Source organism: Gelidibacter salicanalis (assembly GCF_016469035.1).
GTDB classification, from domain to species: domain Bacteria; phylum Bacteroidota; class Bacteroidia; order Flavobacteriales; family Flavobacteriaceae; genus Gelidibacter; species Gelidibacter salicanalis_A.
In genome coordinates, this window is the sequence record NZ_JAEHJZ010000034.1 from 19,312 (window position 1) to 45,405 (window position 26,094).

General features: G+C 37.7%; 22 protein-coding genes and 2 pseudogenes. 11 read left to right on the plus strand and 13 right to left on the minus strand.

The window, feature by feature from the left end:
- Nucleotides 1-168 precede the first annotated feature (168 nt).
- A complete protein-coding gene (locus JEM65_RS13790) occupies nt 169-894 on the plus strand; it encodes a copper homeostasis protein CutC (protein WP_199600586.1) in 726 nt (241 codons plus the stop codon).
- On the plus strand, nt 887-3,364 hold the full coding sequence (locus JEM65_RS13795; RefSeq protein WP_199600588.1) for a beta-mannosidase: 2,478 nt from the start codon (nt 887-889) through the stop codon (nt 3,362-3,364). Before JEM65_RS13790 ends, JEM65_RS13795 begins: the two co-directional genes overlap by 8 nt.
- A 264-nt stretch (nt 3,365-3,628) precedes the next feature.
- Here JEM65_RS13795 and prmC read toward each other — a convergent pair whose 3' ends face one another.
- Nucleotides 3,629-4,501 carry a peptide chain release factor N(5)-glutamine methyltransferase gene (prmC, locus tag JEM65_RS13800; protein ID WP_199600590.1) on the minus strand — a complete coding sequence of 291 codons (873 nt, stop codon included), beginning with the start codon at nt 4,499-4,501 and terminating at the stop codon, nt 3,629-3,631.
- A complete protein-coding gene (locus tag JEM65_RS13805; RefSeq protein ID WP_307810556.1) occupies nt 4,501-4,992 on the minus strand; it encodes a GNAT family N-acetyltransferase in 492 nt (163 codons plus the stop codon). The genes prmC and JEM65_RS13805 overlap by 1 nt, the downstream gene beginning before the upstream one ends.
- A gap of 36 nt (nt 4,993-5,028) precedes the next feature.
- Between JEM65_RS13805 and ribD the strand changes: the two genes are divergently transcribed.
- Genes ribD through JEM65_RS13825 form a run of 4 tightly spaced genes read left to right on the plus strand, consistent with a single transcriptional unit; the run spans nt 5,029 to nt 8,167 of the window.
- A complete protein-coding gene (ribD, locus tag JEM65_RS13810; RefSeq protein WP_199600592.1) occupies nt 5,029-6,081 on the plus strand; it encodes a bifunctional diaminohydroxyphosphoribosylaminopyrimidine deaminase/5-amino-6-(5-phosphoribosylamino)uracil reductase RibD in 1,053 nt (350 codons plus the stop codon).
- Nucleotides 6,074-6,685 carry an HAD family hydrolase gene (locus tag JEM65_RS13815; RefSeq protein WP_199600595.1) on the plus strand — a complete coding sequence of 204 codons (612 nt, stop codon included), beginning with the start codon at nt 6,074-6,076 and terminating at the stop codon, nt 6,683-6,685. Before ribD ends, JEM65_RS13815 begins: the two co-directional genes overlap by 8 nt.
- Complete coding sequence (locus JEM65_RS13820) at nt 6,682-7,545, plus strand: EamA family transporter (RefSeq protein WP_199600596.1); 864 nt, start codon at nt 6,682-6,684, stop codon at nt 7,543-7,545. The genes JEM65_RS13815 and JEM65_RS13820 overlap by 4 nt, the downstream gene beginning before the upstream one ends.
- A 1-nt stretch (nt 7,546) precedes the next feature.
- The gene (locus JEM65_RS13825) at nt 7,547-8,167 is read left to right on the plus strand and encodes an IMPACT family protein (RefSeq protein WP_199600598.1); all 621 of its coding nucleotides are present in this window, start codon (nt 7,547-7,549) and stop codon (nt 8,165-8,167) included.
- On the opposite strand, the gene JEM65_RS13830 is transcribed toward JEM65_RS13825, so the two are convergent.
- Entirely contained in the window at nt 8,164-8,574 is a 411-nt protein-coding gene (locus JEM65_RS13830; RefSeq protein WP_199600600.1) for an acyl-CoA thioesterase, read from the minus strand. The two genes, JEM65_RS13825 and JEM65_RS13830, sit on opposite strands and share 4 nt — an antisense overlap.
- Nucleotides 8,575-8,766: 192 nt before the next feature.
- Here JEM65_RS13830 and dnaA point away from each other — a divergent pair, with 192 nt between their 5' ends.
- Together dnaA and JEM65_RS13840 are read left to right on the plus strand one after the other, a co-directional pair.
- Nucleotides 8,767-10,194: a chromosomal replication initiator protein DnaA gene (gene dnaA / locus JEM65_RS13835; RefSeq protein WP_199600602.1), complete on the plus strand. Its 1,428-nt coding sequence runs from the start codon at nt 8,767-8,769 to the stop codon at nt 10,192-10,194.
- Between the two features lie 46 nt (nt 10,195-10,240).
- Nucleotides 10,241-10,696: a low molecular weight protein-tyrosine-phosphatase gene (locus tag JEM65_RS13840; RefSeq protein ID WP_199600604.1), complete on the plus strand. Its 456-nt coding sequence runs from the start codon at nt 10,241-10,243 to the stop codon at nt 10,694-10,696.
- Nucleotides 10,697-11,978: 1,282 nt separating this feature from the next.
- On the opposite strand, the gene JEM65_RS22435 is transcribed toward JEM65_RS13840, so the two are convergent.
- The 10 genes and pseudogenes from JEM65_RS22435 to JEM65_RS13885 form a co-directional block, all read right to left on the minus strand.
- A complete protein-coding gene (locus JEM65_RS22435; protein ID WP_233530661.1) occupies nt 11,979-12,098 on the minus strand; it encodes a type I restriction endonuclease subunit R, EcoR124 family in 120 nt (39 codons plus the stop codon).
- A 492-nt stretch (nt 12,099-12,590) separates the two neighbouring features.
- The gene (locus JEM65_RS13850) at nt 12,591-13,139 is read right to left on the minus strand and encodes a phosphatase PAP2 family protein (RefSeq protein WP_199600606.1); all 549 of its coding nucleotides are present in this window, start codon (nt 13,137-13,139) and stop codon (nt 12,591-12,593) included.
- A gap of 129 nt (nt 13,140-13,268) precedes the next feature.
- On the minus strand, nt 13,269-13,727 hold the full coding sequence (locus tag JEM65_RS23000) for a diacylglycerol/lipid kinase family protein (protein ID WP_307810557.1): 459 nt from the start codon (nt 13,725-13,727) through the stop codon (nt 13,269-13,271).
- 63 nt (nt 13,728-13,790) lie between these two features.
- A pseudogene (locus JEM65_RS23005) lies at nt 13,791-14,060 on the minus strand (diacylglycerol/lipid kinase family protein); the annotation flags it as partial.
- Between the two features lie 25 nt (nt 14,061-14,085).
- Nucleotides 14,086-14,760, minus strand: a pseudogene (locus JEM65_RS13860) (response regulator transcription factor).
- Between the two features lie 87 nt (nt 14,761-14,847).
- Entirely contained in the window at nt 14,848-15,717 is an 870-nt protein-coding gene (locus JEM65_RS13865; RefSeq protein ID WP_199600608.1) for a universal stress protein, read from the minus strand.
- A 101-nt stretch (nt 15,718-15,818) separates the two neighbouring features.
- Nucleotides 15,819-16,526: a DUF1003 domain-containing protein gene (locus JEM65_RS13870; protein ID WP_199600610.1), complete on the minus strand. Its 708-nt coding sequence runs from the start codon at nt 16,524-16,526 to the stop codon at nt 15,819-15,821.
- Between the two features lie 303 nt (nt 16,527-16,829).
- Nucleotides 16,830-19,430 carry a phosphatidylglycerol lysyltransferase domain-containing protein gene (locus tag JEM65_RS13875; protein WP_199600612.1) on the minus strand — a complete coding sequence of 867 codons (2,601 nt, stop codon included), beginning with the start codon at nt 19,428-19,430 and terminating at the stop codon, nt 16,830-16,832.
- A 65-nt stretch (nt 19,431-19,495) separates the two neighbouring features.
- Nucleotides 19,496-19,918 carry an MgtC/SapB family protein gene (locus tag JEM65_RS13880; protein WP_199600614.1) on the minus strand — a complete coding sequence of 141 codons (423 nt, stop codon included), beginning with the start codon at nt 19,916-19,918 and terminating at the stop codon, nt 19,496-19,498.
- Nucleotides 19,919-20,239: 321 nt separating this feature from the next.
- Nucleotides 20,240-21,970 carry an APC family permease gene (locus JEM65_RS13885; protein WP_199600616.1) on the minus strand — a complete coding sequence of 577 codons (1,731 nt, stop codon included), beginning with the start codon at nt 21,968-21,970 and terminating at the stop codon, nt 20,240-20,242.
- A gap of 220 nt (nt 21,971-22,190) precedes the next feature.
- Here JEM65_RS13885 and rpe point away from each other — a divergent pair, with 220 nt between their 5' ends.
- The 3 genes from rpe (at nt 22,191) to tkt (ending at nt 26,057) form a co-directional block, all read left to right on the plus strand.
- Nucleotides 22,191-22,841, plus strand: a complete 651-nt coding sequence (rpe, locus tag JEM65_RS13890) for a ribulose-phosphate 3-epimerase (protein WP_199600618.1) — start codon at nt 22,191-22,193, stop codon at nt 22,839-22,841.
- Between the two features lie 152 nt (nt 22,842-22,993).
- Entirely contained in the window at nt 22,994-24,022 is a 1,029-nt protein-coding gene (locus tag JEM65_RS13895; RefSeq protein WP_199600620.1) for a class I fructose-bisphosphate aldolase, read from the plus strand.
- A gap of 25 nt (nt 24,023-24,047) precedes the next feature.
- Nucleotides 24,048-26,057 carry a transketolase gene (gene tkt, locus JEM65_RS13900; protein WP_233530662.1) on the plus strand — a complete coding sequence of 670 codons (2,010 nt, stop codon included), beginning with the start codon at nt 24,048-24,050 and terminating at the stop codon, nt 26,055-26,057.
- Nucleotides 26,058-26,094: the final 37 nt, after the last annotated feature.

Genomic DNA, 26,094 nt, shown 5'->3' on the forward strand with positions numbered 1-26,094 from the left:
TGTAAAGGTCAATACCGTCATTGGAAACCAATTTTTATAAAATAGAAGTTTTATGGTCTTAAAAATAATTTCAGCATTTTATCTCCACCCTCGCCTATGTCTTTAAAAATTCCGAACTTTGGTAACCTATTCAAAAACCATTAGCATCTCAATTAATACTATAAACCTATGCAACTCGAAATCTGCGCGTCCAACTACCAATCCGCAATCAACGCGCAACACGCTGGTGCGCATCGTGTTGAACTATGTTCTGAACTCGCGGTAGGTGGCATTACACCCTCCTATGGTTTAATAAAACAGGTCATGGAAACACTGTCAATTCCTGTTTTTGTACTGATCAGACCACGCAGCGGCAACTTCACCTACTCTGAACAGGATTTTGAAATCATGAAGCAGGACATTCAAATATGCAAAGAACTCGGTTGCCATGGTGTCGTTTCCGGCGTTTTAAACCTCGACAATACCATCGATTCCGAACGGACAAAAGAACTTGTCGCTCTGGCAAAACCTATGGCATTCACTTTTCACCGTGCATTTGACTGGACACCAAATCCGTTTGAGGCCTTGGATACTTTAATAGATTTAAAAGTGGATCGTATTTTGACTTCGGGGCAATCCAATTCTGCCGAAAAGGGTATTTTAATTTTAAATCAATTACAGAAAATGGCGAATGACAAGCTGATTATTCTTCCTGGATCTGGAATCAATCGGAATAATATTTTAATTTTTAAAGGTGCCGGATTTACGGAAGCACATTGTTCTGCCGTACTTTTGCCACAAGTACAAGCCACGGCGCCAATCCCAATGAATACCCCAAAATTTTTGAACGATGGTCAGGAAATGGCTTCCAGCCCCGAGATGATTACTTCAATGCTGCAACTTATCCATGATTAACCGCTTATTTTTTTTTCTTATTATTCTACTGTGTTATGGCTGTCAACATAAAGACATCCCAGAAACCATTGCATTGGCTAACGATTGGCACTTTAAAAACCATACGGATTCTACATGGTCTAAAGCCCGCGTACCCGGAAATGTCCATTCTGATCTGTTTAGAAACAATTTTATAAAAAATCCGTTTATTGGTAGCAATGCCTTGGAATTGCAATGGATTTCAAATACCGATTGGGAATACCGTACAGAATTCCAACTCGATAACACTATTCTGCGCAAAAAACATATTGAACTTAATTTTGAAGGTTTGGATACCTATGCTACGGTATATTTAAATGACAGTATCATTCTGAAATCCAACAACGCTTTTCGGACATTTCATGTTGATGTCACTAAACTTTTAAAAAAGTATAATTATATGCACATTATTTTTGAAAAAACCTCCACTTATGAAACCATAGCAAAAGCCAAATTGCCTTATGAATTACCCGAAGGCAACCGCATATTTACCAGAAAAACGCAGTTTCAATACGGTTGGGATTGGGGTCCCATACTCAATACCTCAGGAATTTGGAGACCGATAACCCTCTCCGCATGGAACGATTTTAAAATTCATGATGCGTACATTGAACAAACAGAACTCTCAGACGACCTCGCTAAATTTAAAATTGATCTAGAAGTTTCTTCGTCTTATAAAGACCCTATTACTTATGAAATTTACGTGAATGGGGCATTGAATTCTGAAATTTCTAAAACAAGCTCTTCAGAAATCAACTTTCAGATTGAAAATCCAACCTTATGGTGGCCACATAATATAGGTACACCCTATTTATACGACATTAAAATCATCGCTAAACATAACAGAACCACCTTAGATACTATTTCTATAAAAAAAGGAATCCGAACTATTGAGCTTATAACTGATAAAGACAGCATTGGTCAATCCTTCTATTTTAAAGTTAATGGTGTAGACGTGTTTATGAAAGGTTCCAATTACATTCCACAACATAGTTTGCAAGACCAAGTGACGCCTGCACATTATGAACAACTCACCCAGAACGTGGTTGATGCCAATATGAACATGCTCCGCGTATGGGGTGGCGGCATTTATGAGGATGACCTGTTTTATGACTTGTGTGATGAAAAAGGCATTTTGGTTTGGCAAGACTTTATGTTTGCTTGTGCGATGTATCCTGGTGATGCGGAATTTTTAGAAAATGTAAAACGAGAAGCTCTTGACAATGTGAAGCGATTACGCAACCATGCGTCGATTGCTTTATGGTGCGGCAATAATGAAAATAATGAAGCCTGGCATAATTGGGGTTGGCAAAAGGGACGGTCAGAAGCCGAAAAAACAGAAATCTGGGACAATTATCTTAAGGTTTTTGATACGATGCTACCAAATATTGTCAAATCGTACACCAATACTGATTATTGGGAAAGTTCTCCAAAACACGGACGCCTAAATCCGTTATACAAAACTGAAGGCGACGCCCACGACTGGTGGCTTTGGCATAGTGGGTACCCATTTGAATATTTGGAAGAAAATGTGCCGCGGTTTATGAGCGAATTCGGTTTTCAAGGCTTTCCCAGTTATGAAGTAATGCGTTTTGTCAATCAATCGGATGCGATTAGTATGTCTTCTACAGGATTTTTATCGCACCAAAAACATATCCGAGGATTTGAGTTGATTAAGCAATATATGCAACGGGATTTTCCTGTTCCTGATCAGCCGGAAGATTATGTATATATGAGCCAACTGCTGCAGGCCTTCGGAATGACCAAAGGATTTGAAGCCCACAGGCGAGCCAGACCGTATAATATGGGCACCTTATATTGGCAACTTAATGATGTTTGGCCGTCAGTATCTTGGGCAAGCCTTGACTATATGGGTAATTGGAAAGCACTGCATTATTTTACAAAGAAAGCTTTTGAGAATGTATTGATTTCGTCCTATGCGACGAACGACACTTTAAAAACTTACATCATCAATGACAAACTTCAACCTCTACATGGTAAACTGCACATCCGAATTTTAGATTTTAGCGGGAATGAATTATCCTCGGTAAAGAAAAATATTGAGGTTGCTAAAAACAGCAGTGAAGTCAAGCATGTTTTAGATTTAAAGAACTTTGATTTTGATAAGAGTAGCGTTGTAATTGTGACCACATTTAATGATGAAACTTCCTATTATTATTTGGACAGACCAAAAAACTTAAAACTTCAGAACGCAAAGATTATAAAGAGAATCATGAAGACGGACACTGGCTTTACTATTGAAATTTCTTCTAATACCCTCCAAAAAGGTGTGTTTTTAAACACAGCAGCACAAGGACATTTTAGCGATAATTTTTTCGATCTGCTCCCGAACCAAACACTTCATATTGATTTCACAACGGAAGCCACTTCGTTAAAAGATTTAAACATCAAAACACTCAATGAGTTTATTGATGTCGAAAAACATTTATAATTATGAGTGTCCGGTAAAAAAGGTAAAAAGTTTACAAACCCATTAAAGCAAGATCTGGTACGAGATCTTAAAATGATTCCTTGCTTTTTGAAACCAATGTCACTTAAAGTGATTGGGGAAATTTAATTTAGAATAACTACTATTTATCAGTCAGTTACAATCAAAGTCTTTGTTCTTTTCCCGATAGTTCGGGACTATAAGCGCAGCGCCTGCCTGCCGGCGAGGCAGGATCTTAATTCTTTATCAGATAATAATGATTTATAATTAAGGTTTCTTAATACCTGACACCATGCGGTCATTCCCAAACATATCCTTTTTAAGCTCAACGGCCCCAAATCCCGATTTCTCGAGCAACTGAACCATTTCTTCTCCTAAATATTGGTTGATTTCAAAAAACAGTCGTCCGTTTGCTTTGAGATTTTTGGCGGCAAAATCTGTTATCGCCTTATAAAACACAAGTGGGTCATCATCTTCCACATATAGCGCTAAAGCAGGCTCATGTTTCAATACGTTGGCACTCATGTCAGCTTTTTCTAATGCTCTCACATAGGGAGGGTTTGACACAATCACATCAAATGTCTTATTTTCTAGTCCCACCTCAGGAGCATTGTGCTCCCAATCTAAAATATCAAATTCAATAAATTCAGTGTTGACTTCGTTTAATTTGGCATTGATTTTGGCAACCGCCAATGCTTTTTTACTGACATCCATTGCGTATACTGTAGCATCAGGTTTATGTTTCGCCAAGGAGATGGCAATGCACCCTGTTCCTGTACCGATATCCAAAATAGAAATAGTATCAGTTGAAGACGTGGCTTCCGTAACCCATTGCACCAGTTCTTCAGTTTCGGGTCTTGGTATTAACGTATTTTCATTAACCTTAAATGAGAGTCCGTAAAATTCAGTAACACCCATAATATATTGAATGGGTTCCTGTTTTTTGAGTCGCTTGATCGCGTTGTCAAACTTTTCAGTCTTCTTTCCAGAAATAGAGGCGTACAGATTCAGAGGGATTTCATAGCCTTTCATTTTCAGAAAACATTCAGACAATAAATTGAAAAATGACTGTATTTCCGTTTCCGGATAGTCCTCTTTCAAAGAGGTGTAAAAATGTTCTCGCAGTGTTTTTAATAGCATTATAAAGATTTTATCATCCAAACATTACAAGAATAATGTCCTGTATCACCTAATGGGCCATCCAAATTTTCAAAACCAGATTTAGCGTAAAGCTTTGTAGCGTCTATCATATAGGGTAAAGTTTCTAAATAGCATTTGTCGTAACCAAGAGATTTTGCTTTTCTTAAACATACATCCATCATCTTAGCACCAAGACCTTTTCCTCTAGCCTCTGGCAAAAAATACATTTTTTGCAGTTCGCAAATGTTACCCTCATTATTTTCAAGAGGTGCCACGCCGGCCCCTCCTATAATTTTACCACCATCATCTACTACAAAATAGATTCTATCGTCCTGGGCATAGGTAGCTGTCATGATATCAAGCGCTTCATCGGCATAAGCGGTGCCCACTTTTGGCGCTCCCATTTCAACCAATACAGCACGAATGACCTGAGCTACTTGCGCATCATCTTCCATTTTAATTTCTCTGATCAGGATAGGGGCTTTGCTCACGATATTATGTTATTTTTGTCCCGATAATTATCGGGAGTGAATATACATGAAAAATACATAAAACGCTGCATAGACATTGGCAAAAATGGATTGGGGACCACTGCTCCCAACCCTATGGTGGGATGCGTTATTGTGTATGAGAACAAAATTATTGGCGAAGGCTTTACAAGTCCGTTTGGCGGCGCTCACGCTGAAGTAAACGCCATTAATAGTGTAAAAAATCAATCCTTACTCTCAAAATCAACCCTTTATGTTACTCTAGAGCCTTGCTCCCATTATGGCAAAACACCGCCTTGCGCTGACGCCATTATAAAATTCAGCATCCCTACAGTTATCATTGGCACTATTGATACCCATAGTAAGGTGGGTGGAAAAGGTGTGGAAAAACTAAAAGCTTCTGGATGCGAGGTCATGGTTGGGGTTTTAGAGAACGACGTAAAAGTACATCATAAGCGGTTTTTTACCTTTCATAATAAGAGACGTCCGTATGTTATATTAAAATGGGCAGAAACCTCAGATGGTTTTATTGCCCCTCAAACTAAAAATGAGAAAAAGCCCGTATGGATCACCAACCCTATTTCTAGGCAATTGGTCCATAAATGGCGGTCTGAAGAACAAGCTATAGTAGTTGGAACCAATACTGTTTTGGAAGACAATCCGAGTTTGACGGTAAGAGATTGGTCCGGAAAGAATCCCATACGCATTGTTTTGGATAAACACTCAAGAGTTTCTAAAGATGCTGCGATATTAGACGACAAAGCAAAAACTATGATCATCTCCAATAAGGGAGTTTCTGGAGTTTCAGAAACAGAAAATTTTATTTTGGAATATTTAGATTGGAATTTAAAAAACAGCATTGCGCAACAAATTTGCAATATCCTCTTCCAAAATAATATCAATTCCGTCATCATTGAAGGCGGACGACAAACCTTGCAAACGTTTATCGATGAAAACCTTTGGGATGAAGCCCGCATATTTACAGGACCCACAACTTTTGGCTCTGGAACCAAATCCCCAGATTGTTCTGGCAAATTATTATCACAAGAAAATATACTAGACGATACTTTAAAAATAATTATAAATGATTAAGAATTTAATATTTGATTTTGGTGATGTGTTTATTAACCTCGATAAAAAAGGCGCCATGGACAGGGCGCTCAATTTATTTGGAATGGATACGCTCTCTGATGAAATTCACGCTATTAACACACTTTACGAACAAGGCTTACTATCTACAACAGAATTCGTGGAATTTTATATGGACAATTTTCCTAATCTCGATGAAGATGAAATTGTAGGCACTTGGAATTATATCTTAAGGGATTTTCCCAACCACAGATTGGAATACGTGCAACAATTAGCCGCCGAAAAAAAGTATAAACTGATTTTATTGAGCAATACCAACGAATTGCATATCAATTGGATTAAAGAAAACGTTGGATTTTTCGAGGAATTTAAAGATAATTTTGATGCGTTCTACTTGTCTCATGAAATTCAATTGCGGAAACCAAACCCAAACATCTACGAATTTGTTTTAAACGAAAACAATATCAAAGCGGAAGAGTCTCTGTTTATCGATGACACTGAAGAAAATATTATTTCGGCAGCAAAATTAGGCATCCATACCTGGCACATCAATCCTGAAACGGAGGACATCTCCACATTGTTCGCTACTAAAAGCGAGTTGTTTTGATCTACCTGATTCTCAGTATTGCGGCATCCTTACTGATTGTTGTTATTTTTAAATTGCTTCAAAAATTTGAGGTCAACACCTTTCAGACCATTGTGGTCAATTATATGGTGGCCTTTGGTTTTGGAATAGCTGCCAACCAAAGTTCGATGGGTATCAATGAGGTTCTGGAAGCCAAGTGGTTTTATGGGAGTGTTCTTGTTGGTGCCATGTTTATAGGTCTGTTTACACTAATGGCATGGACAACTCAAAAAAATGGGCTCTCTGTAGTTTCTGTAGCCTCTAAGATGAGTGTGATCATTCCCATCCTCTTTGGAATACTTTTATACCAAGAAAGCGTTGGCTATCAAAAAATCATCGGAATTATATTAGCCTTGGTTTCGGTGTATCTCGTTTCTGTAAAATCAAAAACCAGTGTCAATTTCAAAAAAAACCTATTGCTGCCGGTATTATTGTTCTTCGGATCAGGAATCAGTGACACCTATATTAATTACCTCCAGAACACAGCCATTTCAGAAGCAAACATTCCCCTGTTTTCAGCCTGTGTCTTTGGCTTTGCAGGAATAATCGGGATCATTATATTGGCCGTGAAGAAATTTAGAAATGAGGTACAATTAGATCCAAAAAGCATATTGGGAGGACTCATATTGGGCTTAGCCAATTATGCGTCGTTGTACTACATCATTAAATCGCTGCAAATGCCTAATATGGAAAGTTCTACTTTCTTCACCCTTAACAATGTCGCCATCGTGATGGCATCCACATTAATAGGTCTTTGGATATTTAAAGAGTACCTGACCAGAAAAAACTGGATTGGTATTGGAATGGCGCTTATTGCCATTTATTTAGTAACTTTTGCCTGAAATGACAGAAAAAGACACGTATATAACCATCACTAAAGCCTCTGAAGAAGTCTTATTTAAGGACAAAAATAGCAAGTTTTTTGGCTATGCTTTTCCGGTAACTTCAGAAAATGCAGTTAAAGTTCATCTCGAAGATTTAAAGAAACAGCACCATTCTGCCAGACATTGGTGTTATGCCTATCAATTTGGCAAGGACGAAAATCAGTACCAATTTAGAGCTAATGATGACGGTGAACCCAATAATAGTGCTGGTATGCCAATTTATGGACAAATTCAATCCTTTGACGTTACCAATGTGCTGATTGTAGTGGTTCGGTATTTTGGAGGTGTCAAATTAGGTGTTGGCGGACTTATAGCCGCGTATAAAACCGCGGCACAAATGGCTTTAGAAAATTCCAAAATTGTCACTCGCACCATAAATCAGGACATCAAACTCAAATTTGAGTACAAAGACATGAACAAAGTGATGCGGGTAATTAAGGAAAAGAATTTAAAGATAAAATCTCAGACTCTAGAACTCGACTGTACCATCATCATTTCAGTGCGACTTAAAAAAACAAAAACTGTTTTGGATACCTTCAAATCTATTTTTGGCGTTCAGGTAGACCTCTTGAACAATTAATTCTGCAATTTGTCTAAAAGAGATTTTGGGCACCTTGTGGGTCTATTTTTAACAATATCTATAAACACCAATACGGTGTTTCCCAATGTTAAAATTTCGCCCGACTGATTGGTGATTTCATAGTTAAATTCTATACTTGCGGATGGTAATTTTACCAATTGGGTTTTTACTTTAATTAAGTCATCATAACGGGCTGGTTTTTTGAACTCTACATTCAATTTACTTACCGGAAGCATAAGCCCATCTTGCTCCATTTGCTTATAAGAAACCCCTAATTTCCTTAGCCATTCCACACGTCCAACTTCAAAATACTGGGCATAATTTCCGTAATATACTATGCCCATCTGGTCGGTTTCGCCATAACGTACTCGAAGTTGTATTTCATCGGAAAATAAAGATTTTGACATGTTTCTTTGATTTATTTTTTGTACTTTCATCAGGATTTAAACATGGGGAAAAAATACTGGAAATTCAATAGCATTTGATTTTTTTTTTCAGAATTTTGTTCACATATTTGTCTCAGAAAATATTCAAGAGAAAACACGAATTTCTCTTTATTTTGCTAATCTGACTAACAACCAAAAAAATTAACTTTTATAATGGAGGTAACTGCGCAATCGGTTTGGAATAATTGTCTGTCTTTTATAAAGGACAATATACAACCCCAAGCATACAAAACTTGGTTTGAACCTATTACAGCAGTCAAGCTTACTGACCATGCGTTGAGTATCCAAGTACCCAGTAAATTCTTTTACGAATGGCTTGAAGAACATTATGTTAAAATCTTAAAAGTTGCTCTTAATAAGGAACTGGGAGAGCGGGCCAAATTGGTTTATGTCATTAAGATGGAAAACACTTATGGCAATAAACAACCCTTTACAGAAAGAATACCGAGCTCTAGCAGAGGTGCTGTAAAATCCCAGAATGTTGATATCCCCTTGAATAATAAGAATCCGGAACTGAAAAATCCATTTGTTATTCCTGGAATCAGAAACGTAAAGATTGAATCTCAACTCAATCCTAATTACAGTTTTGACAACTTCTTGGAAGGCGACTCAAACAGATTGGCTAGAAATGCTGGTTTGGCTGTGGCCAATAAACCAGGAGGCACATCATTTAACCCATTGTTGATATTTGGCGGGGTTGGTCTTGGTAAAACCCACTTAGCACACGCTATTGGAATTGACATCAAGGATAAATACCCAGAGAAAACCGTCCTTTATATTTCCGCTGAAAAATTCACACAACAGTATATAGATTCTGTAAAGAAAAATAATAGGAATGATTTCATCCATTTCTATCAGATTATTGACGTCCTCATTATTGATGATGTTCAATTTTTATCTGGAAAATCAGGAACTCAAGACGTATTCTTCCACATTTTTAACCATTTGCACCAAAACGGAAAGCAAGTCATTTTAACAAGTGACAAGGCCCCGGTAGACATGCAGGATATTGAACAGCGTTTGTTATCGCGATTCAAATGGGGATTATCGGCAGAATTACAAAGTCCTGATTTTGAAACCCGAGTATCTATCCTGAAAAATAAACTTTATCGTGATGGGGTTGAAATGGAAGATGACATTATTGAATATGTTGCGAAACACATCAAAACCAACGTTAGAGAATTGGAAGGCGCCATTATTTCCTTAATCGCACAATCTTCCTTCAATAAAAAAGAAATTACGATTGCTCTCGCCAAAGAAATTGTTGAGAAATTTGTTAAGAATACCAAACGTGAAGTGTCTATTGACTACATCCAAAAAGTAGTTTCTGATTACTTCCAAATGGATGTGAGCACTTTACAGTCCAAAACCCGTAAGAGGCATATCGTTCAAGCAAGACAGCTCGCGATGTTTTTTGCTAAGAAATTCACCAAAGCATCTTTGGCAAGTATTGGATCTCAAATTGGTAAACGTGACCATGCCACCGTATTACACGCTTGTAAAACGGTTGACAACCTCTCCTCTACTGACAAACAATTCAGAAAGTATGTTGAGGATATTTCTAAAAAATTGGCGCTTTAATCCCAATTTTAGATAGGTTTCATTCGTAAAAAAACAAAAAAGTATCATGACGAAAATACTAATGGTTTGCTTAGGTAACATTTGTCGATCGCCATTAGCGCACGGTATCCTAGAATCTAAGCTTCCTTCTGATAAATTTGAAATAGACTCCGCTGGTACTGGAGATTATCACATAGGCAAATTACCTGATCATCGTTCTATCGCCACTGCAAAAGCCAACGGCATCGATATTTCTAGCCAGAGATGTCGACAATTTCAACAATCTGATTTTGATGTCTATGACATTATTTATGTTATGGACCACTCCAATTATGATAATGTTGTTACTCTAGCGCGAGATGCAGATGATGTTTCTAAAGTGAAATTGATTTTAGAAGATGTTGCATCTGCAGATAGTTTAGAAGTTCCTGACCCATATTGGGGAGGTGCTGAAGATTTTAATAAGGTCTACGCACTTTTAGATTATGCCTGCGATAAAATAGCTGTGAAATTAACTCAGTAACTTCACCTTGATCTTCATCCAGTCTCTATTTTATACTGATTAAGAATCATTATTGTCCGACTAAAACACAAAATTGATTAGTAGTAATGAATGGGACCAACAAAAGCATCCCTAATTTGGATTTGTTCAATAGCAAGGGTCTTTCTCAAAATAAGCTTAAATGTGGGTTGGGAGGTTTGGTGGTAAGTTCCTTCCATTGTTTATTGGGATTTGCAAGGAATTTGAACAGATCGATATAGGTCATCAGGTGGAAGCGCACCATCAATACCATATTGGAATAGGCCCATCCCCTTTTAGTTTTTCGCCGTACCACTACTAGCATTAAAAGCTGAATGATGAGCCCGCACCAAATCTGTATTTCTATGGCATTCTGATTGTCCCCCAGAAAGTATTTAAGAGGAAAGTTCTGTTTGAATGGCCCTATTTATATTTGCAAAATTGATATTGGAATTCGATAACACCTTACGACCTATCAATACGTTAATAATCTGAACAGCCCCTCTTTTAGAAATTTCACGAATGCTCGAAACATTCTCAGAATATTCTAAAGTATGATGATCCATTTCTTTTGCGATATCACAACTAACGTCATATGATTCCTGTTTTGCAATGGCTTTCCCTTCTAAACCATCAAAGCTGTCTTCGCCATTTTCCCTACTTAAATGTTTACTGATATCGGCACCATTTATAACTTATATTCCTATCATTTACTTTTCTGTTTTGAGCATAGAAGTAGTAAATAACTCCTAGTAGTAGAATTATTATAATTACAAGAATAGTGATCACTTTTTAATTTTTTTTAAACTGAGAATTTATTGTTGTTTGTCATGACTTTTTCGTCTTGATCCAAGTAAAATCTTTATTTGCTGCCAATCAGAGTTCATTATTTTTAGTCTCCTTAAAAGAGTCTCAACTTTTTAATGTTCAAAAGCATCGAAGCATTCTGTTCCTATTCCACCTTGAAAGTAGTTCTCATTTTTTTACCAAGTGTATTAATTCTCATATACTATGATAACTTTTGGCGGATGCAGTATACCTTCATAAATCAAAACACATATTCTATTAATTTGAATTTTCCTAGATAATTATTTTAATCCTAATCGTCATTACCCCGTCATCCCATCCACAAACACCTCAACAAACTCACGCATTTTTTCTAAAATACGCTCCCCTATATGCACCCTCTGATGATGAATAACTTTCGATTTAGGATTTAAACTGTTACATATTCAATTGTTCATCTTCACATAGTTTTCTCTATGGCGAGTATTTTTTGTTCGTGTCAATAGTTTTGGAAATCGTCTTCAATAGTATCTGGATTGTCGATTTTAGGCAGGTTTTCTTCAATAAACTTTTCTATTAACTCGTGTTTACTTCGCAATTGTATATCGCCCGATAGCATGTCTATGCACGTGTTACCACAATAAATCAATTTATAGCATTATGATCTTTTACGGACAATCAAAATTAATAATTACCACGTAGTAATCTTTTTCAATTCATTTTTTTTCTTGAAAATTATAATGAGTTTCCCGTAAACAGGTAAAAAAATTGCAACCCAATTAAAGCAAGACCTATATGAGATCTTAAAATGACACCTTGCTTTTTGAAGCCAATTTTCACTAAGAGTGATTGGATAAATACAGTTTAGAACAACTATTGTTTACCAGTTAATTATAATCAAATCTTTGTTCCCTGCCTGCCAGCGAGGCCGATTTATTCTATAAGCGCAGCGCCGGCCTGCCGGAAGGCAGGTCTTGATTCTTTATCGGTCAATAATGAAACATTATAATGAGGCCAATAGCTCCTCTTATGTTCAGGTTGTCAAAGTCCTTGCTTAATCTCAAGATTAGTATAGAGTTAATAGAATGCGAGCACTTATGACGAACTGTGCTTAAAAGGTATACTTGAAGCCTACTAAATAATCCCCCTCATTGGTGTTAAATGTGAGTTCCATATGCTCTTGTTGATATTCAGTAGTAAAAAGCATGGTGCTTCCAATCCCAATAACTGCTCCCGCGAGTATATCCCAGCCATCATGCTTTTGTGCGTCTATCCTGCTAAAAGCAGTAAACCCTGCTAGGGCATAAGAAGGGATGCTATACTTAAAACCATAGCGCTTGTGAATAAATGAAGCTGCCTGAAACGTTGTGGACGTGTGGCCCGAAGGAAACGCGTTATCCCCATTATCATGAGGTCTAGGTTTATTAACCCCTGCTTTTAATCCGAAGGTCACGGCTTGATTAAACAAAAAACCTTTGGTAAATTGCCATGTGCCCTGTTTGTCCTTTTGGAGCAACGCCACTGTAAGGGCAGCAACAGGAGCACTGACCAAACCAATATCTCCCGCGGTTTCAATACCTGATTTTTGTGCTAAGGCTTGTTGAAAATTAAATATTAAAAAAAGGATAACAAACGGTAAAACATACATGTGTTTTTGCATAATTATAAGAGATGTAAATTACTATGAGGTTGAAACATTTTTCTATCTTAGAAGTTGCTTGATATTGAAGCAAAAGTAGAATTGAAATCTTAAGAAAACTTAAAGGCACTTCCTTGCAACTCATAAACCTTAAACCAACACACTTAACGACTCCTCTTTAAGAGCAACGGACATTGTAAGCACCTCTGTTTTTGACCATCCACCATCTATTTGCGAAGCAAAGAAAGCCCCTCTTTTTCGAGTTAAGTTTAAGGCAGTTGTTTGAAAGTATTTAACTTCCTTTAGCAATTCTGGTTTTTTAAGGAGCATCAAAAGTCCAAAATACAGCATCCTTAATCGGGCAATTTTGGGTACAACAATCACATCTAAAAGTCCGTCTTTTAAAGATGCTTTTGGGGTCAGACTCATGGAATACCCCATGACGTTTGAATTAGAAATAAAGATCAAAAAAGGATGGATCACCACGATATTGTGGTCAATGGCAATCACAACCTCTTCCTTTTTATAATACTCACGAAAAGTTTTATAGCAGGCTTTTACATAGCAGCGCAATGTTCTCTTCTGTGACGCTTCGTAGTTTTCTATCACGTTCGACGTAAATCCAAAATCGATATTACTAAAGAAATAACGCTGATTTACACACCCAACATCAATTTTTGTGCACTGGTTATTTTTAATGATATCCAGTGCTTTTGCAACGTTTATTGGAATATTTAAGTTGGAAGCCAAACCATTGCCTGAACCAATAGGAATAATTCCTAACGGAATGGTTGTTCCTACTAAGAGGGACGCCACTTCATTTACAGTACCGTCTCCCCCACATGCCATAATGATATCAGCGTTTTGCTGGATGGATTCCTTAGTGAGGTATGAAGTATGACCTTTATTTCTTGAAGTCTTTACGGTAACACTGTAGTTTTTAGGTTCAAAATATTTTTATTGATGATTAGTGTTCAATAAATTTATAACCACTGCCATACGCCGTTTTGATGTACTTAGCGCCTTCAGCAGTCAACTTCTTTCGTAAATTATTGATATGAACGTAAATAAAATCAAAATTATCCAGCAAATCACTATGGTCACCCCACAGATGCTCTGCTATGGTTTCTTTGGAGAGCACCCGGCCTTTATTGGAAATGAAAAACACTAATAAATCATACTCTTTTCAGGTCAGTAGAATTGCTTTTCCGTTAACTTACGCTGTTCGTGATTTGGTATCGATGCTGATTTCATTGAATTCAATAAGCGTATTCCCACCAAATTTTCCGCGACGCAGCACAGCGGTGATCCGAGAATTAAGTTCTGCCAGATGAAATGGTTTTGTCATATAATCGTCTGCCCCCAAATCCAAGCCTTCCAACTTGTCCTGTAATGAGTTATTTGCCGAAATAATAATCACCCCGGCACCCTTCTTTTCTTTCTTTAGAATTTTCAGAATATCAAGTCCACTGCCAGAAATGAGGTTAATATCCAATATAACAATGTCATAATCGTACATATGGATTTTATCAGAAGCTTCGTAATAATCAGAAGCAACCTCACAAATGTTTCCATCTCCAGTTAAATATTGGGCGATGGATTGTTGCAAATCAATTTCCTCTTCGGCGATGAGATATTTCATGATTTAAATTTAGATAATAAATTTAAAGGAGGATTCTAAATTTTAATCTAAAGATGACATTGACAGGACATGAGGGACTGAATGAAGTTACCCAATTTTAAAAGTAACCACAGGAATTTCAAAATGATTTGCTATATCTTCACTAATGCTCTGATTAAGGAAATGGGAAAGCCCCTTTCTTCCATGGGTTGTAACACCAATTAGGTCTGCATTGGTGTCATTACAAAAATTCAGGATCCCTTCTTCAATATTTCTATCGGCATATATTGTTGTACGCACAGTATCGGCATTTAAGTTTGAACTTTTTAATAGGGTTGCAAACTTTTGATTAATTTCCCTTGAAGTCAAAAAGGTATGGCCTGGTGTATTTATATAAAGAATTGTCATGTTTGCGCCCAATTTTTGAGACAAATGATAAGCATCCCTTAAAGACTGAAGACTATTGGCTTCCCAATTGGTAGCATACACAAAGTTTTTGACCTCAAAATTTTCATTCCTACTTTTTATAACCAATACTGGAATGTCTGAGGTTCTTACAACTTTTTCTGTATTTGAACCAACAAACACCTCCTTAAACCCAGTGGCACCATGGGATCCCATCACCACTAAATCTGCGTTATGCTTATGGGCAGAACTATTAATGCCTTTAAAATCTAAATGGTTTTGTACAGCTTCCTCATATTTAATACCTTTTAAGATTGGCAGTTGCGCCAATTCCTCAAAACGTTTTTTTGCCAGCTTCATATAATAAACAGCTTCCGGCAAATCGTTTTGATGTGTATTATGTATAGCCTGTACATCGTTGGTTAGAGCGACATCTGGCATCATATTCAACGGGATTTCCAACATGTGCAAAAGCACCAGTTTACTCTTGAATTTTTTAGTCAGTTGCACTGCAATCTCAAGCGCATGATTTGCGGTTTCTGAAAAATCTGTTGGTAAAAGAATTGTATTCATTTTTACGATGCTTAAAATTCACCCTCTTAAAACTATACTTCAATTTACCAATTTATTGCTACTTAAATAAGATTTTAAGGTCTTTTAACACTACAATTCAGTCATTTTTTTTGAGCGCTAATCTGTTTCATAATGTCGTTCATCATTTCTACTTGCAGCTGCTGGATGTTAAGCAATTCCTGTTGTTGATGGATAATGAGATGATCCAATTTCTCATGCAATGTTCGTATTTCAAGTTCTGCTTTTAGGTTGACCATATAATCCATTTTTGCACGCTGTCGGTCCTTTTCCTCCTGGCGGTTTTGGCTCATCATAATTACAGGCGCCTGTAAAGCCGCTAAACAGGATAGGATAAGATTGAGGAGGATAAAAGGATAAGGGTCAAATCCTTTATCTGCAAGAAGTATAATATTTCCAGAAATCCATATAAAAATAAGTACTGAAAATATAATAATAAATTTCCAACTTCCACCAAATGACGCCACTCGATCTGCTAAACGCTGACCGTAATTTCCTGCAATTTGATCATTATCAACAAGTGTGCTAGCTGAAATGAGTTCTTGTTTTTCAATACTATCCAACACATCTTCTTCGAGCTTTGTAAGCTCTCCAGCTTCATTTAGTAAGTAGCTTTCCAAATATCTTTGCCGATAATGATTTAATTCAGAAATAGAAATGGTACTGTGTTTTGTAAATTTGGGATGTTCGCTTTTAATAATATTATATACGGAGGTACGAATGGCCTTACCCAAGATCATTTCAGTGATTGGAAATTCAGTTTGGGACAGGCTGCTTTTAAAGGTTTCCATTGCTGATTGTTTTTTAATAATTTCATTTTAAGTAAAATCATCTGTAAGCTTCTGAACCTTTGTAAAATTTAGTGTTTAGCCCAGTGCTGCGATTGAAAGTCCTCAATAAGATTCATTAATGAGTCGCTATGAAAACCTTCAAAAACTTGGTGTTTACTAATTTCTAGAAGGCTGTATTGAAACAGTTCAGTTCAGTTATTCTTTATTTTTGAGATACTGATATTTCCACCCCATGATCCTTATAAAAATAAGAAATTAAAAGACTAAGATCTAAAGAATTTGAAGGTTCAACATATAAATAAATTACACCGTCTTATTTGGTTTCATGACTTTACCCAATACTCGGGTTAAATTGACCAGATCTAAACCTGTATCATAAATGACATATACCTTTATCCAAAACGGGTTGAATTTCTCTTTAAAGAAGCGTAAACTTTTATAATGTCCAAACTGTTTTATCTTTTCGTAAGCCAATTTTAGAGCTTGCTCCGTGATATTCTCTGGTTTTTCAATTCCTGACAAGGGAACCATACCCAAACACATACTATTAAAACCTTGTGTTTTATAATACTGTAACATTTCTGCAATTAAGAAATCCATCGTTCCACTATGAGCATCGGCTATTTTTCGCATTAAATCAAAATTGACCTGCCCTTTTACACTACTCTCTACAACATTAATAAAGGCGACACAATTAGAATTAGCATTTTCAATGGTCAATAGGGTTTGTGTCCGTAATTCACTCTCGCTAAATACACCTTGTGAAAAGCAGAGTTCTTTCCGGTCCATATCTTGTAACCAACTATCCGAAACACTCTTCAATGATTTTAAAAACGCATCGGTTTGAGGTGGATGATTCACGTTCAAGTAAAACCCCTTTTTTTTGAGCTTATTGATAGCATTTCTCAACGGTTTTGCATTCCTGCCTTCCAAACTGAAGGTTTCAAGATTTACAAAGGCATCCTCTCCCAAAAGCAATTTCTTTTTACCAAGGTTTTCATATATTTTAAGGGATTGTTCCGGAATGCGATAGTAAATGGCATTCAAGTTTTTTGAGAGCATTGCAAGTTCAAATTCTTTTATTTTTTCCTGAATAGATTCCGCAGAAAGATGCTTTAAAACTGGATTTTCCAAAACCACCGCATAACTTTTCGTTGCTTTATAAGAGATAAAACCTTCACCATCTTCAAAAAAATAAAACTGCTTGTCTGCATAGGTTTTAAAGTAATCCATTGACGAATTGCCATAAGCCTGGACCATCAATTTAGCCTTTTTAAATTGATTTTCATCCACCACTGATTTTTGCCTAAAACGCTTAAAGAGTAACCAAAAGACATACAGCATACTAAAAACACCAAGGAGATTGATGCTGGTTAAAAAATAGCGCCCAAAAGCTGTCACCGGATGTAAATCTACATCAAGAAGCACGAAGCTTTTGACAGTTCCCAAAATGGATTGGCTTAAAGTAAAATCCATTTTAAAATGACGGGCGTCAAGACTATAAAATCCTAAAACACCGTATATGAGTACACATGCTAAATAAATCAGTCCATTTTGCCACTGTAAATGATTCAAAGGAATGGATCTGATATAATAGGTCCTTCGCTGGTATAGCAACACCAAAATAGTTGCGCTTGCTAATATAGCTTCTTCATAATCAATACCTTTAAACAGGTGTCCTATCAAAGAAAATACGGACAAAACCATGGCCAAATAATAAGAATTTTTATAGCCCTTAATGAGTGCGACGGCAGTAAACATTAAAATAATTCCAATAACAAGTACTGCTGTATTGGACATTTCAATAATATTATAAGGAATAAAATCTTTTAGAAATTTTAGTCTATAATCCAACGCAGGTGTCAATGCTGATAATATATTGACAATTCCCAGGAACAGCAACAAAACAGGTGCCAGCAACTGCATAAGAAGTCCGTCCTTTTTAAATATAATGACAAACAGGCCAAGAATCATCACGCTCCAAAATTCAAAAAATCGAAATAAAAACACTACAGAAAGCGCTGAAACTGCACTAAAATTGAACAACGTGAGCGCATAGGTCAATGCCAGTTCTATGGCCCCAATCCCTCTCAGAAATGGTGAACTCAATAAAATCAAAAGTACCAGGGCATACCCAATAACGGCTACCATTAAAGAAGGTTTTAATCCTAAGGCTCCCGTGGCAATGTACAAATGGGCAATACCAATTACTTCGATCACACCAGAAAGTAATAGAACCTTTAACACCTGTATCTTATCTATGGATTGTTCCTGCAAATCCCTGAGAATCTTTGCAAATTTTGGCGCTCTTTTTACTAGTTGTCTATAGATAAATCCGTGTTTGTTTATGCTTATGATAACGTAAATGAGAGCACCAAAAATGGAGGTGAGAGCTATAATTCCATAAATTACACCCACTTCCATGTTACCTTTTATAGACAGCAAAACGATGGCCGGAAGTGCCACTAGAATACTTGACAGTATTGAACATACCGAAAATATGGTAGAAGCGTAATAAATGTAGTTCTTTCCAATACCCTGTTTTTCTTCAATATCTGTATTGAAAAACAACATATTGGTTAAGGTGCCTGCGGGAATGAAAACACTTATAAAATTCCTTTTTAGATAGAGCAACAAACCAACTCTAAATGGAATTTTTTTTTTGATGGCTTTAAAACTATAGTAATACATCCATCCTTGTACGGCCACAAATAAAAGCACCAATACCATACCGTATACTAACCATACGGTCTTTGCCTGTATTAAGACGCTTTTTACCTGAGTTAATTCGGTGCCTTCATGCTTTACGAAGTAAATAGCCAGAAAAACAGAACCTATACCTAATGCTATCTTTAAGATCCTTTTCCATTGCAATGTGACTTGTTTGCTTGAGGACCGTTTCATGCTTCGCTGGTATTTATTTAAATGACATTTATAAGGTGTATCAAAACTAGGTCATCATTTAAAATTCATTTTCGGTTTTTAAGCCAAGTGTCTAAAGGCTGTAAGACAATATTGACGACAAGAACCAAAGCTGCACTTATGAAGGTCTCCATAAAAAAACCAGCAGCTGCCACACAACCTATTGCCGCACTACACCAAATGGTGGCTGCAGTAGTAAGTCCGTGAACGTTAAAACCTTCTTTAAAAATGATTCCAGCCCCCAAAAAACCAACTCCAGAAACCACTTGTGCAATTATTCGCGTCACATCCACATCATTGGATTCCTGACTGAACTGAATGGAAAGCATGGTAAAAATTGCGGCTCCCGCAGTTACCAACATAGTGGTTTTTAGGCCTGCAGACTTATGCTGCCATTGTCTTTCGAAGCCTATACACAGTCCTGCAAATGCAGCAGCACATAACCGTAATAAGAAATCAGCTGTTGTCATAAAATTAAAGATAGCTTTTTTTTTGAGTTAACTATTTAATTTTAAAATAGTTAACCCGAAATAATTTGTTGTACTAATATTTGCTTAACCAATAGTAATTTTTAGTCTCGAACTCAAAAAAAATCAAAACTGTCAGTGCATTGTCACTTCTGTTCAAGGCATAAAAAAAGCTTTCATAATTTCTTTTATTCTTTTTAGAAGAGTAGGTAAAACCACCAATAAATCTGGCAACACAAATATTAATCCCTCTATTACGGAAATGAGATACTATTAGTTTATAAAATTCTTATTCGCCTTTTGTAATCCAACGTATTTAATCTGTTAAATAATAAGACGGACTTCTCCCAATTCTTCAATTTTAAAAGGAAATCCTTCACCCGGTGAACCAATAAACATAAAGTTGGTTGGGATATTCCAACGTGTCGACAACTCCTTAATTTTCGCTGGGCCAAATATGCCTGATTCTTCAATAAATTCCACACTTATATTGGGATATGCCCTATCTAATGTTTTGATGTCTTTTTTTAATTGCTTGTTGGCACTTTTACCAGCCTCTAAAACGGATACGATTTTGAGTCTTCTGGCCGCTTCATTATTAATGATGTACATGATAACAATATTCAAAGTCACGATATTGTCATGATTTGTAAAAAACACAAATTGCTGTTTATGGACATTATTCAGTAGTTCTTTGATTTTACGATGTAATTTCTCAAACACAAAACCTTTTTCCGGAAAACTATATTCCAACATGATCAATACTGTTTTGTAAATTCGGACCCTGTACAGCATAAAAAACACGATAATAAGGGTCGGAATTAAATATTCCATAAAAATTGCCAAATAATGCGGATTTAAAATCACGTTGCCTATAATAGCCGCCAACACTGCAAAAATTCCAATAAATAGACCCAACCAACTGGATTTTTCTGGTCTTGGTAATCGGGAACGATTAAGCTTTAAGAGTAAATTTCCAATCCCGAATAAAATCATGACTGAAAGAAAAGCAATGGTATACACTCCAGCCAATTTTGCTAAATCGCCTTTGGTGACCAATAAAATAGAGACACATAACACAAAGAATGCTATGAATATTAAATAATTGCTCCCATTCTTAGTTCTTTTTAAGAGGTTTTTTGGCAAGATTCTATCTAACGCCATGCGTTTCATTAGGCCACCTACCCCCACAAATGAGGTCAATACTGCCCCACTTAACACCAAGGAAGCATCAATTGCCACCAGCAATGAAAGCCAATGGCCACCAGCTGTAGATCCCATTACAGAAAGTAAGGCGTCTTGATAGTGGACCACGGTACTGATGGGAATAATTGCCAATGCCAAAAATGCAATCAAAGGATTGAATACCGTGACCACAATCCACATATTTCGTAAGGTTTTTGGGAAAACACCTTTCTGCTGTTCTTCAACATAATTGGCAGAACTTTCAAAACCACTTATCCCGAGCATCGCAGCCGAAAACCCTAAAAACAAAGCACTAAAAATACTGCCTTCTATTGGTAATTTGAAATTTGAGATCAAGGTGCCTGTGCCATTTTCGGCGAAATAAATAAGGCTAAAGCCACAGAGAATGAACAAGGAAAACAAATGAAAAACAAAAATGATAATCGCAACCTTTGAAGATTCGCCTATCCCCAAAATAACCAAGCCCATAAATACCAATAGCAACGCAATGGTTACCGGAAGCACGGGGATAACTGTCCAAATACTATGGGCATATTTTACGGCTTCACTTCCTGAAATCACGGCCGTGGCCATATAAGAGAGTACCGTCAAAGCTGCAGCAAGTGAGGCGGTCGATTTTTTGGTTGTGTTTAACAAGGCATTGTAGGCACCACCATTTAACGGTAAAGCCCCTACAACTTCGCCATAAATTTTTCTGAAGAAAAATAGTACTGTGGCTACCATTAAAAGCGAAATCCATGCGTATTGGCCGGCATAAACAATTGCTAAAGCGGACACATAGAGACAAGAAGAGCTGATGTCATTACCACATATAGCAGTGGCTTCAAGTTGATTGAGCTTTTTTGCCATGGGAAACTAGATTTAAGCTTAAATATATGACCCAAATATGCGATGGGTTTTATTATTTTTCAATATCCCGCAGTGTAAAGTTGGGATGTTTTAATCATAATTATATTACACAGGCAAGCATAATATTTACAGTATTCCCACCTGCTTTTTACTATTGATTTATGCTAGATATCAGCCACGTGTATGCTCTTTATTCTTACCTTGTAATAAACTAAAACAAATGTCCCACCTTGTCGCTCCTTCAATTTTATCAGCTGATTTTGCTCATCTGGCAAACGCCATTGAAATGCTCAATAAGAGCGAGGCAGACCGTATTCATGTTGATATTATGGATGGCGTTTTTGTGCCCAATATGTCTTTCGGTTTTCCCGTACTCAAAGCCATAAAAAAATATGCATCCAAACCTTTGGATGTGCATCTAATGATCATCCAACCCGAACGGTACATCACACAATTTAAGGACGCAGGTGCGGACACTTTAATCGTTCATATGGAAGCCTGCACGCATTTGCATAGCACGCTTCACGCTATTAAACAAGAAGGCATGCTAGCAGGCGTCGCTATAAATCCACATACGGCTATCAATAATCTCGACGCCATTATTGAGGAGGTTGACCAGCTGCTTATCATGTCTGTCAACCCAGGTTTTGGTGGACAGAAACTCATAGAACATACCTATCAGAAAACTGAACTTGCCCGCCATCTAATTGAGAAAAGCGACGCTAAAATAATCATAGGAATTGATGGAGGCGTTGATTTAACCAATGCCAAAAAGCTTATTGCTACGGGCGCTGACTTGTTGGTATCTGGTAGTTTTATTTTTAAATCCAAAAATCCTAACCATACTATCGCCCAATTAAAAGCCCTATAAACACGGCTATTTTAGTTTGAAGTACATGCTGATCACCCCCTTTGCTTTAAGAGGTGGTTGAAGTGAGAATAATGTAAGTTATACATCGGAATATATAAATTTCCCTCAGAATTGATTTTTATCTTTAGTAGAGTGAAATCCAACTCCATGTGATGCATACAAGTCTTCTAAAAAACACGATCGAGCAATTATTTGCCAATGGCAAAGGTATCTTGGCAATGGATGAAAGTACGCCCACCTGTGACAAAAGGTTTTTAGCTCATGGCATTCCCCAAACCTTCGAAATGCGACGCAACTATCGCCAACTCATTGCTACCACCCCAGGATTGAACGAGAGCATAGGGGGTGCAATTTTGTATGACGAAACCATCAAGCAGCAAACCAATAACGGAATACCCATAGCTACTGAATTGCTAAATGCAGGAATTATCCCGGGGATAAAAGTAGATATGGGCTCCAAAGCTTTGGCAGGTTTCCCTAATGAAATGATTACTGAAGGTTTAGATGGCTTGCGAGAGCGATTGGCTGACTATAAAAATTTAGGCGCTCGTTTTGCAAAATGGCGTGCCGTCATTACTATTGGCGATGGTATCCCAACAAAAACCTGTATAGAGGCCAATGTACAGGCCTTGGCTAGATATGCTGCCTTATGCCAAGAGTCAGGCTTAGTCCCTATTGTAGAGCCCGAAGTGTTGATGGAGGGTACTCACTCGATGCAGCGATGTTATGAGGTCACAGAACAAACGTTGAAAGGCCTTTTTGAGAAATTATATCAGTATCGTGTTGATCTTCAAGGCATCATTCTAAAACCAAACATGGTGCTTGCCGGAAAAGAAAGTGGCGAAAAAAAAAGTATTGATGAAGTCGCTGAAGCAACCGTGAAGTGCTTTTTATCTGCTGTCCCAGCGACTGTGCCGGCCATTGCATTTCTCTCGGGCGGACAATCTCCGCAACAAGCCGCCCAACATTTAAATGCCATCAATAAAAGCTATAAAGACCACCTTCCCTGGAATGTGGGATTTTCTTTCGCAAGAGCCATTCAACAGCCCTGTTTAGAGGCTTGGAAAGGACTGGATGCCAATGTAGAAACCGCTCAAAAGTTGCTTTATCATCGGGCAAAACTGAGCGCTCTGGCACATCGTGGCGCCTATAAATTTTCAATGGAAACCAATGGTTTATAAGCCTTGTAATTAGATGCATTAAAACATGAAAACCAAAAATATAATTCAAGAATGTATTGATACAGTTCGAGTGCTATCGGCCGATGCCGTTCAAAAAGCAAATTCAGGGCATCCTGGCACCCCTATGGCACTGTCGCCATTAGGTCATGTGTTATGGTCGGAAATCATGCACTACAATCCCAGAAACCCCGACTGGGCAAATCGTGATCGATTTATCCTTTCCTGCGGGCATGCCTGTATGTTACAGTACAGCTATCTGTTTCTAACCGGATATGACATCACCCTTAAAGACCTTAAAAATTTCAGACAGCTGCACAGCATTACCGCCGGCCATCCTGAATATAGTCTGACGCCCGGCATCGAAGTCACCACAGGACCTTTAGGTCAGGGATTCGCCAATGGCGTGGGAGTGGCCATTGCCGAAAAATATATGGCGGCGCGTTACAATCAGCCGAACTTCAAAATATTTGATTATAAAATTTATGCCATCTGCAGCGACGGCGATGTGATGGAAGGCATTTCGGCAGAAGCTGCTTCCCTTGCCGGGCACCTCGGATTGGGAAATATGATTTACTTCTACGACAGCAACCACATTACCATCGAAGGCAATACAGATCTGACTTTTGATGAAGATGTGGCAAAACGCTTTGAAGCTTATGGCTGGCATGTTCAAAACATTCCAGACATCAACGATTTAGAAGCCATTTCTATAGCCACGAAAAACGCCCAAGAAGATACCAATCGCCCTTCGTTGATCATTGTTCACAGTATTATTGGTTACGGAAGTCCTAATAAACAGGGTACTGCAGCGGCACACGGGTCGCCTTTGGGTGCTGATGAAGTGCGATTGGTCAAGGAAAATTTCGGCTTCGATCCAGATAAAAACTTTAGTATTCCAGATGCTGTTTTGGACTATTACCATAAAGCGGCTAAGACATCCGCAGAAAATGAAAAAGAGTGGAAGGCTCTTTATAAAAACTACAAAAAACGACACCCTGATCTTGTCAAGGAATATGAAACAATCAGTTCGGGAAAATTACCAGACGGTTGGGAAGCAGAGCTTCCAACGTTTATCCAAAGCGACAAAATGGCAACTCGGAAAGCTTCCGGCAAAACTCTGAATGCCATCGCAAAACATTTACCGCAATTAATTGGAGGTTCAGCCGATTTAGCACCGTCTACCGATACGAATCTCGATGCTTACCCATCCTTTTCTACCAAACACCCTAACGGTCGTAACTTCCATTTCGGAATTCGCGAACACGCTATGGGAGCCATACTCAACGGTATGGCACTCAGCAACTACCTCATCCCCTACGGTGCCACATTTTTGATTTTCTCGGATTATATGCGTCCACCCTTACGATTGGCGGCCATTATGAAAATCCGTCCGATTATGGTGTTTACTCACGACAGTATTGGATTAGGCGAAGACGGTACCACCCACCAGCCTATTGAACAATTGATAGCACTCCGTACGATACCAAATTTGACCGTCATCCGTCCCGCAGATGCCAACGAAACCGCACAGGCGTGGCGCGTGGCCATCAATCACACTGAGGGACCAGTGGCCCTTGTTTTAACCCGACAAGGCGTTCCCATCCTGGATCAAAAAAAATATGCCCATGCAAAAAATTTAGAGAAAGGTGCCTATATTCTTTCGGACTCTGATGGTGATCCGGAAATTATATTGATTGCCACAGGTTCTGAAGTCCATTTGATCTTGGAAGCACAAGAGCAGTTGAAAAAAACCAACATTAAAGCGCGCGTGGTGAGTATGCCATCATGGAGTTTATTTGATATTCAAAGTGCTGCATATCGCGAAAAGGTATTACCGAAAAACCTACGCAAACGATTGGCAGTAGAAGCTGGCTCTGCCGTGGGATGGCTAAAATATACGACCGACTATGGGGATGTGATCGGCATCGACAAATTCGGTGAATCGGCACCTGGTGATGAAGTCATGAAAGAATATGGGTTTTCTGTAAAAAATGTCGTAAAACGAGCGAAAACTTTGCTTTCTAATAAGAACTAAAATGAATACTTATGTTGATGTATCCCTTAAACGGATA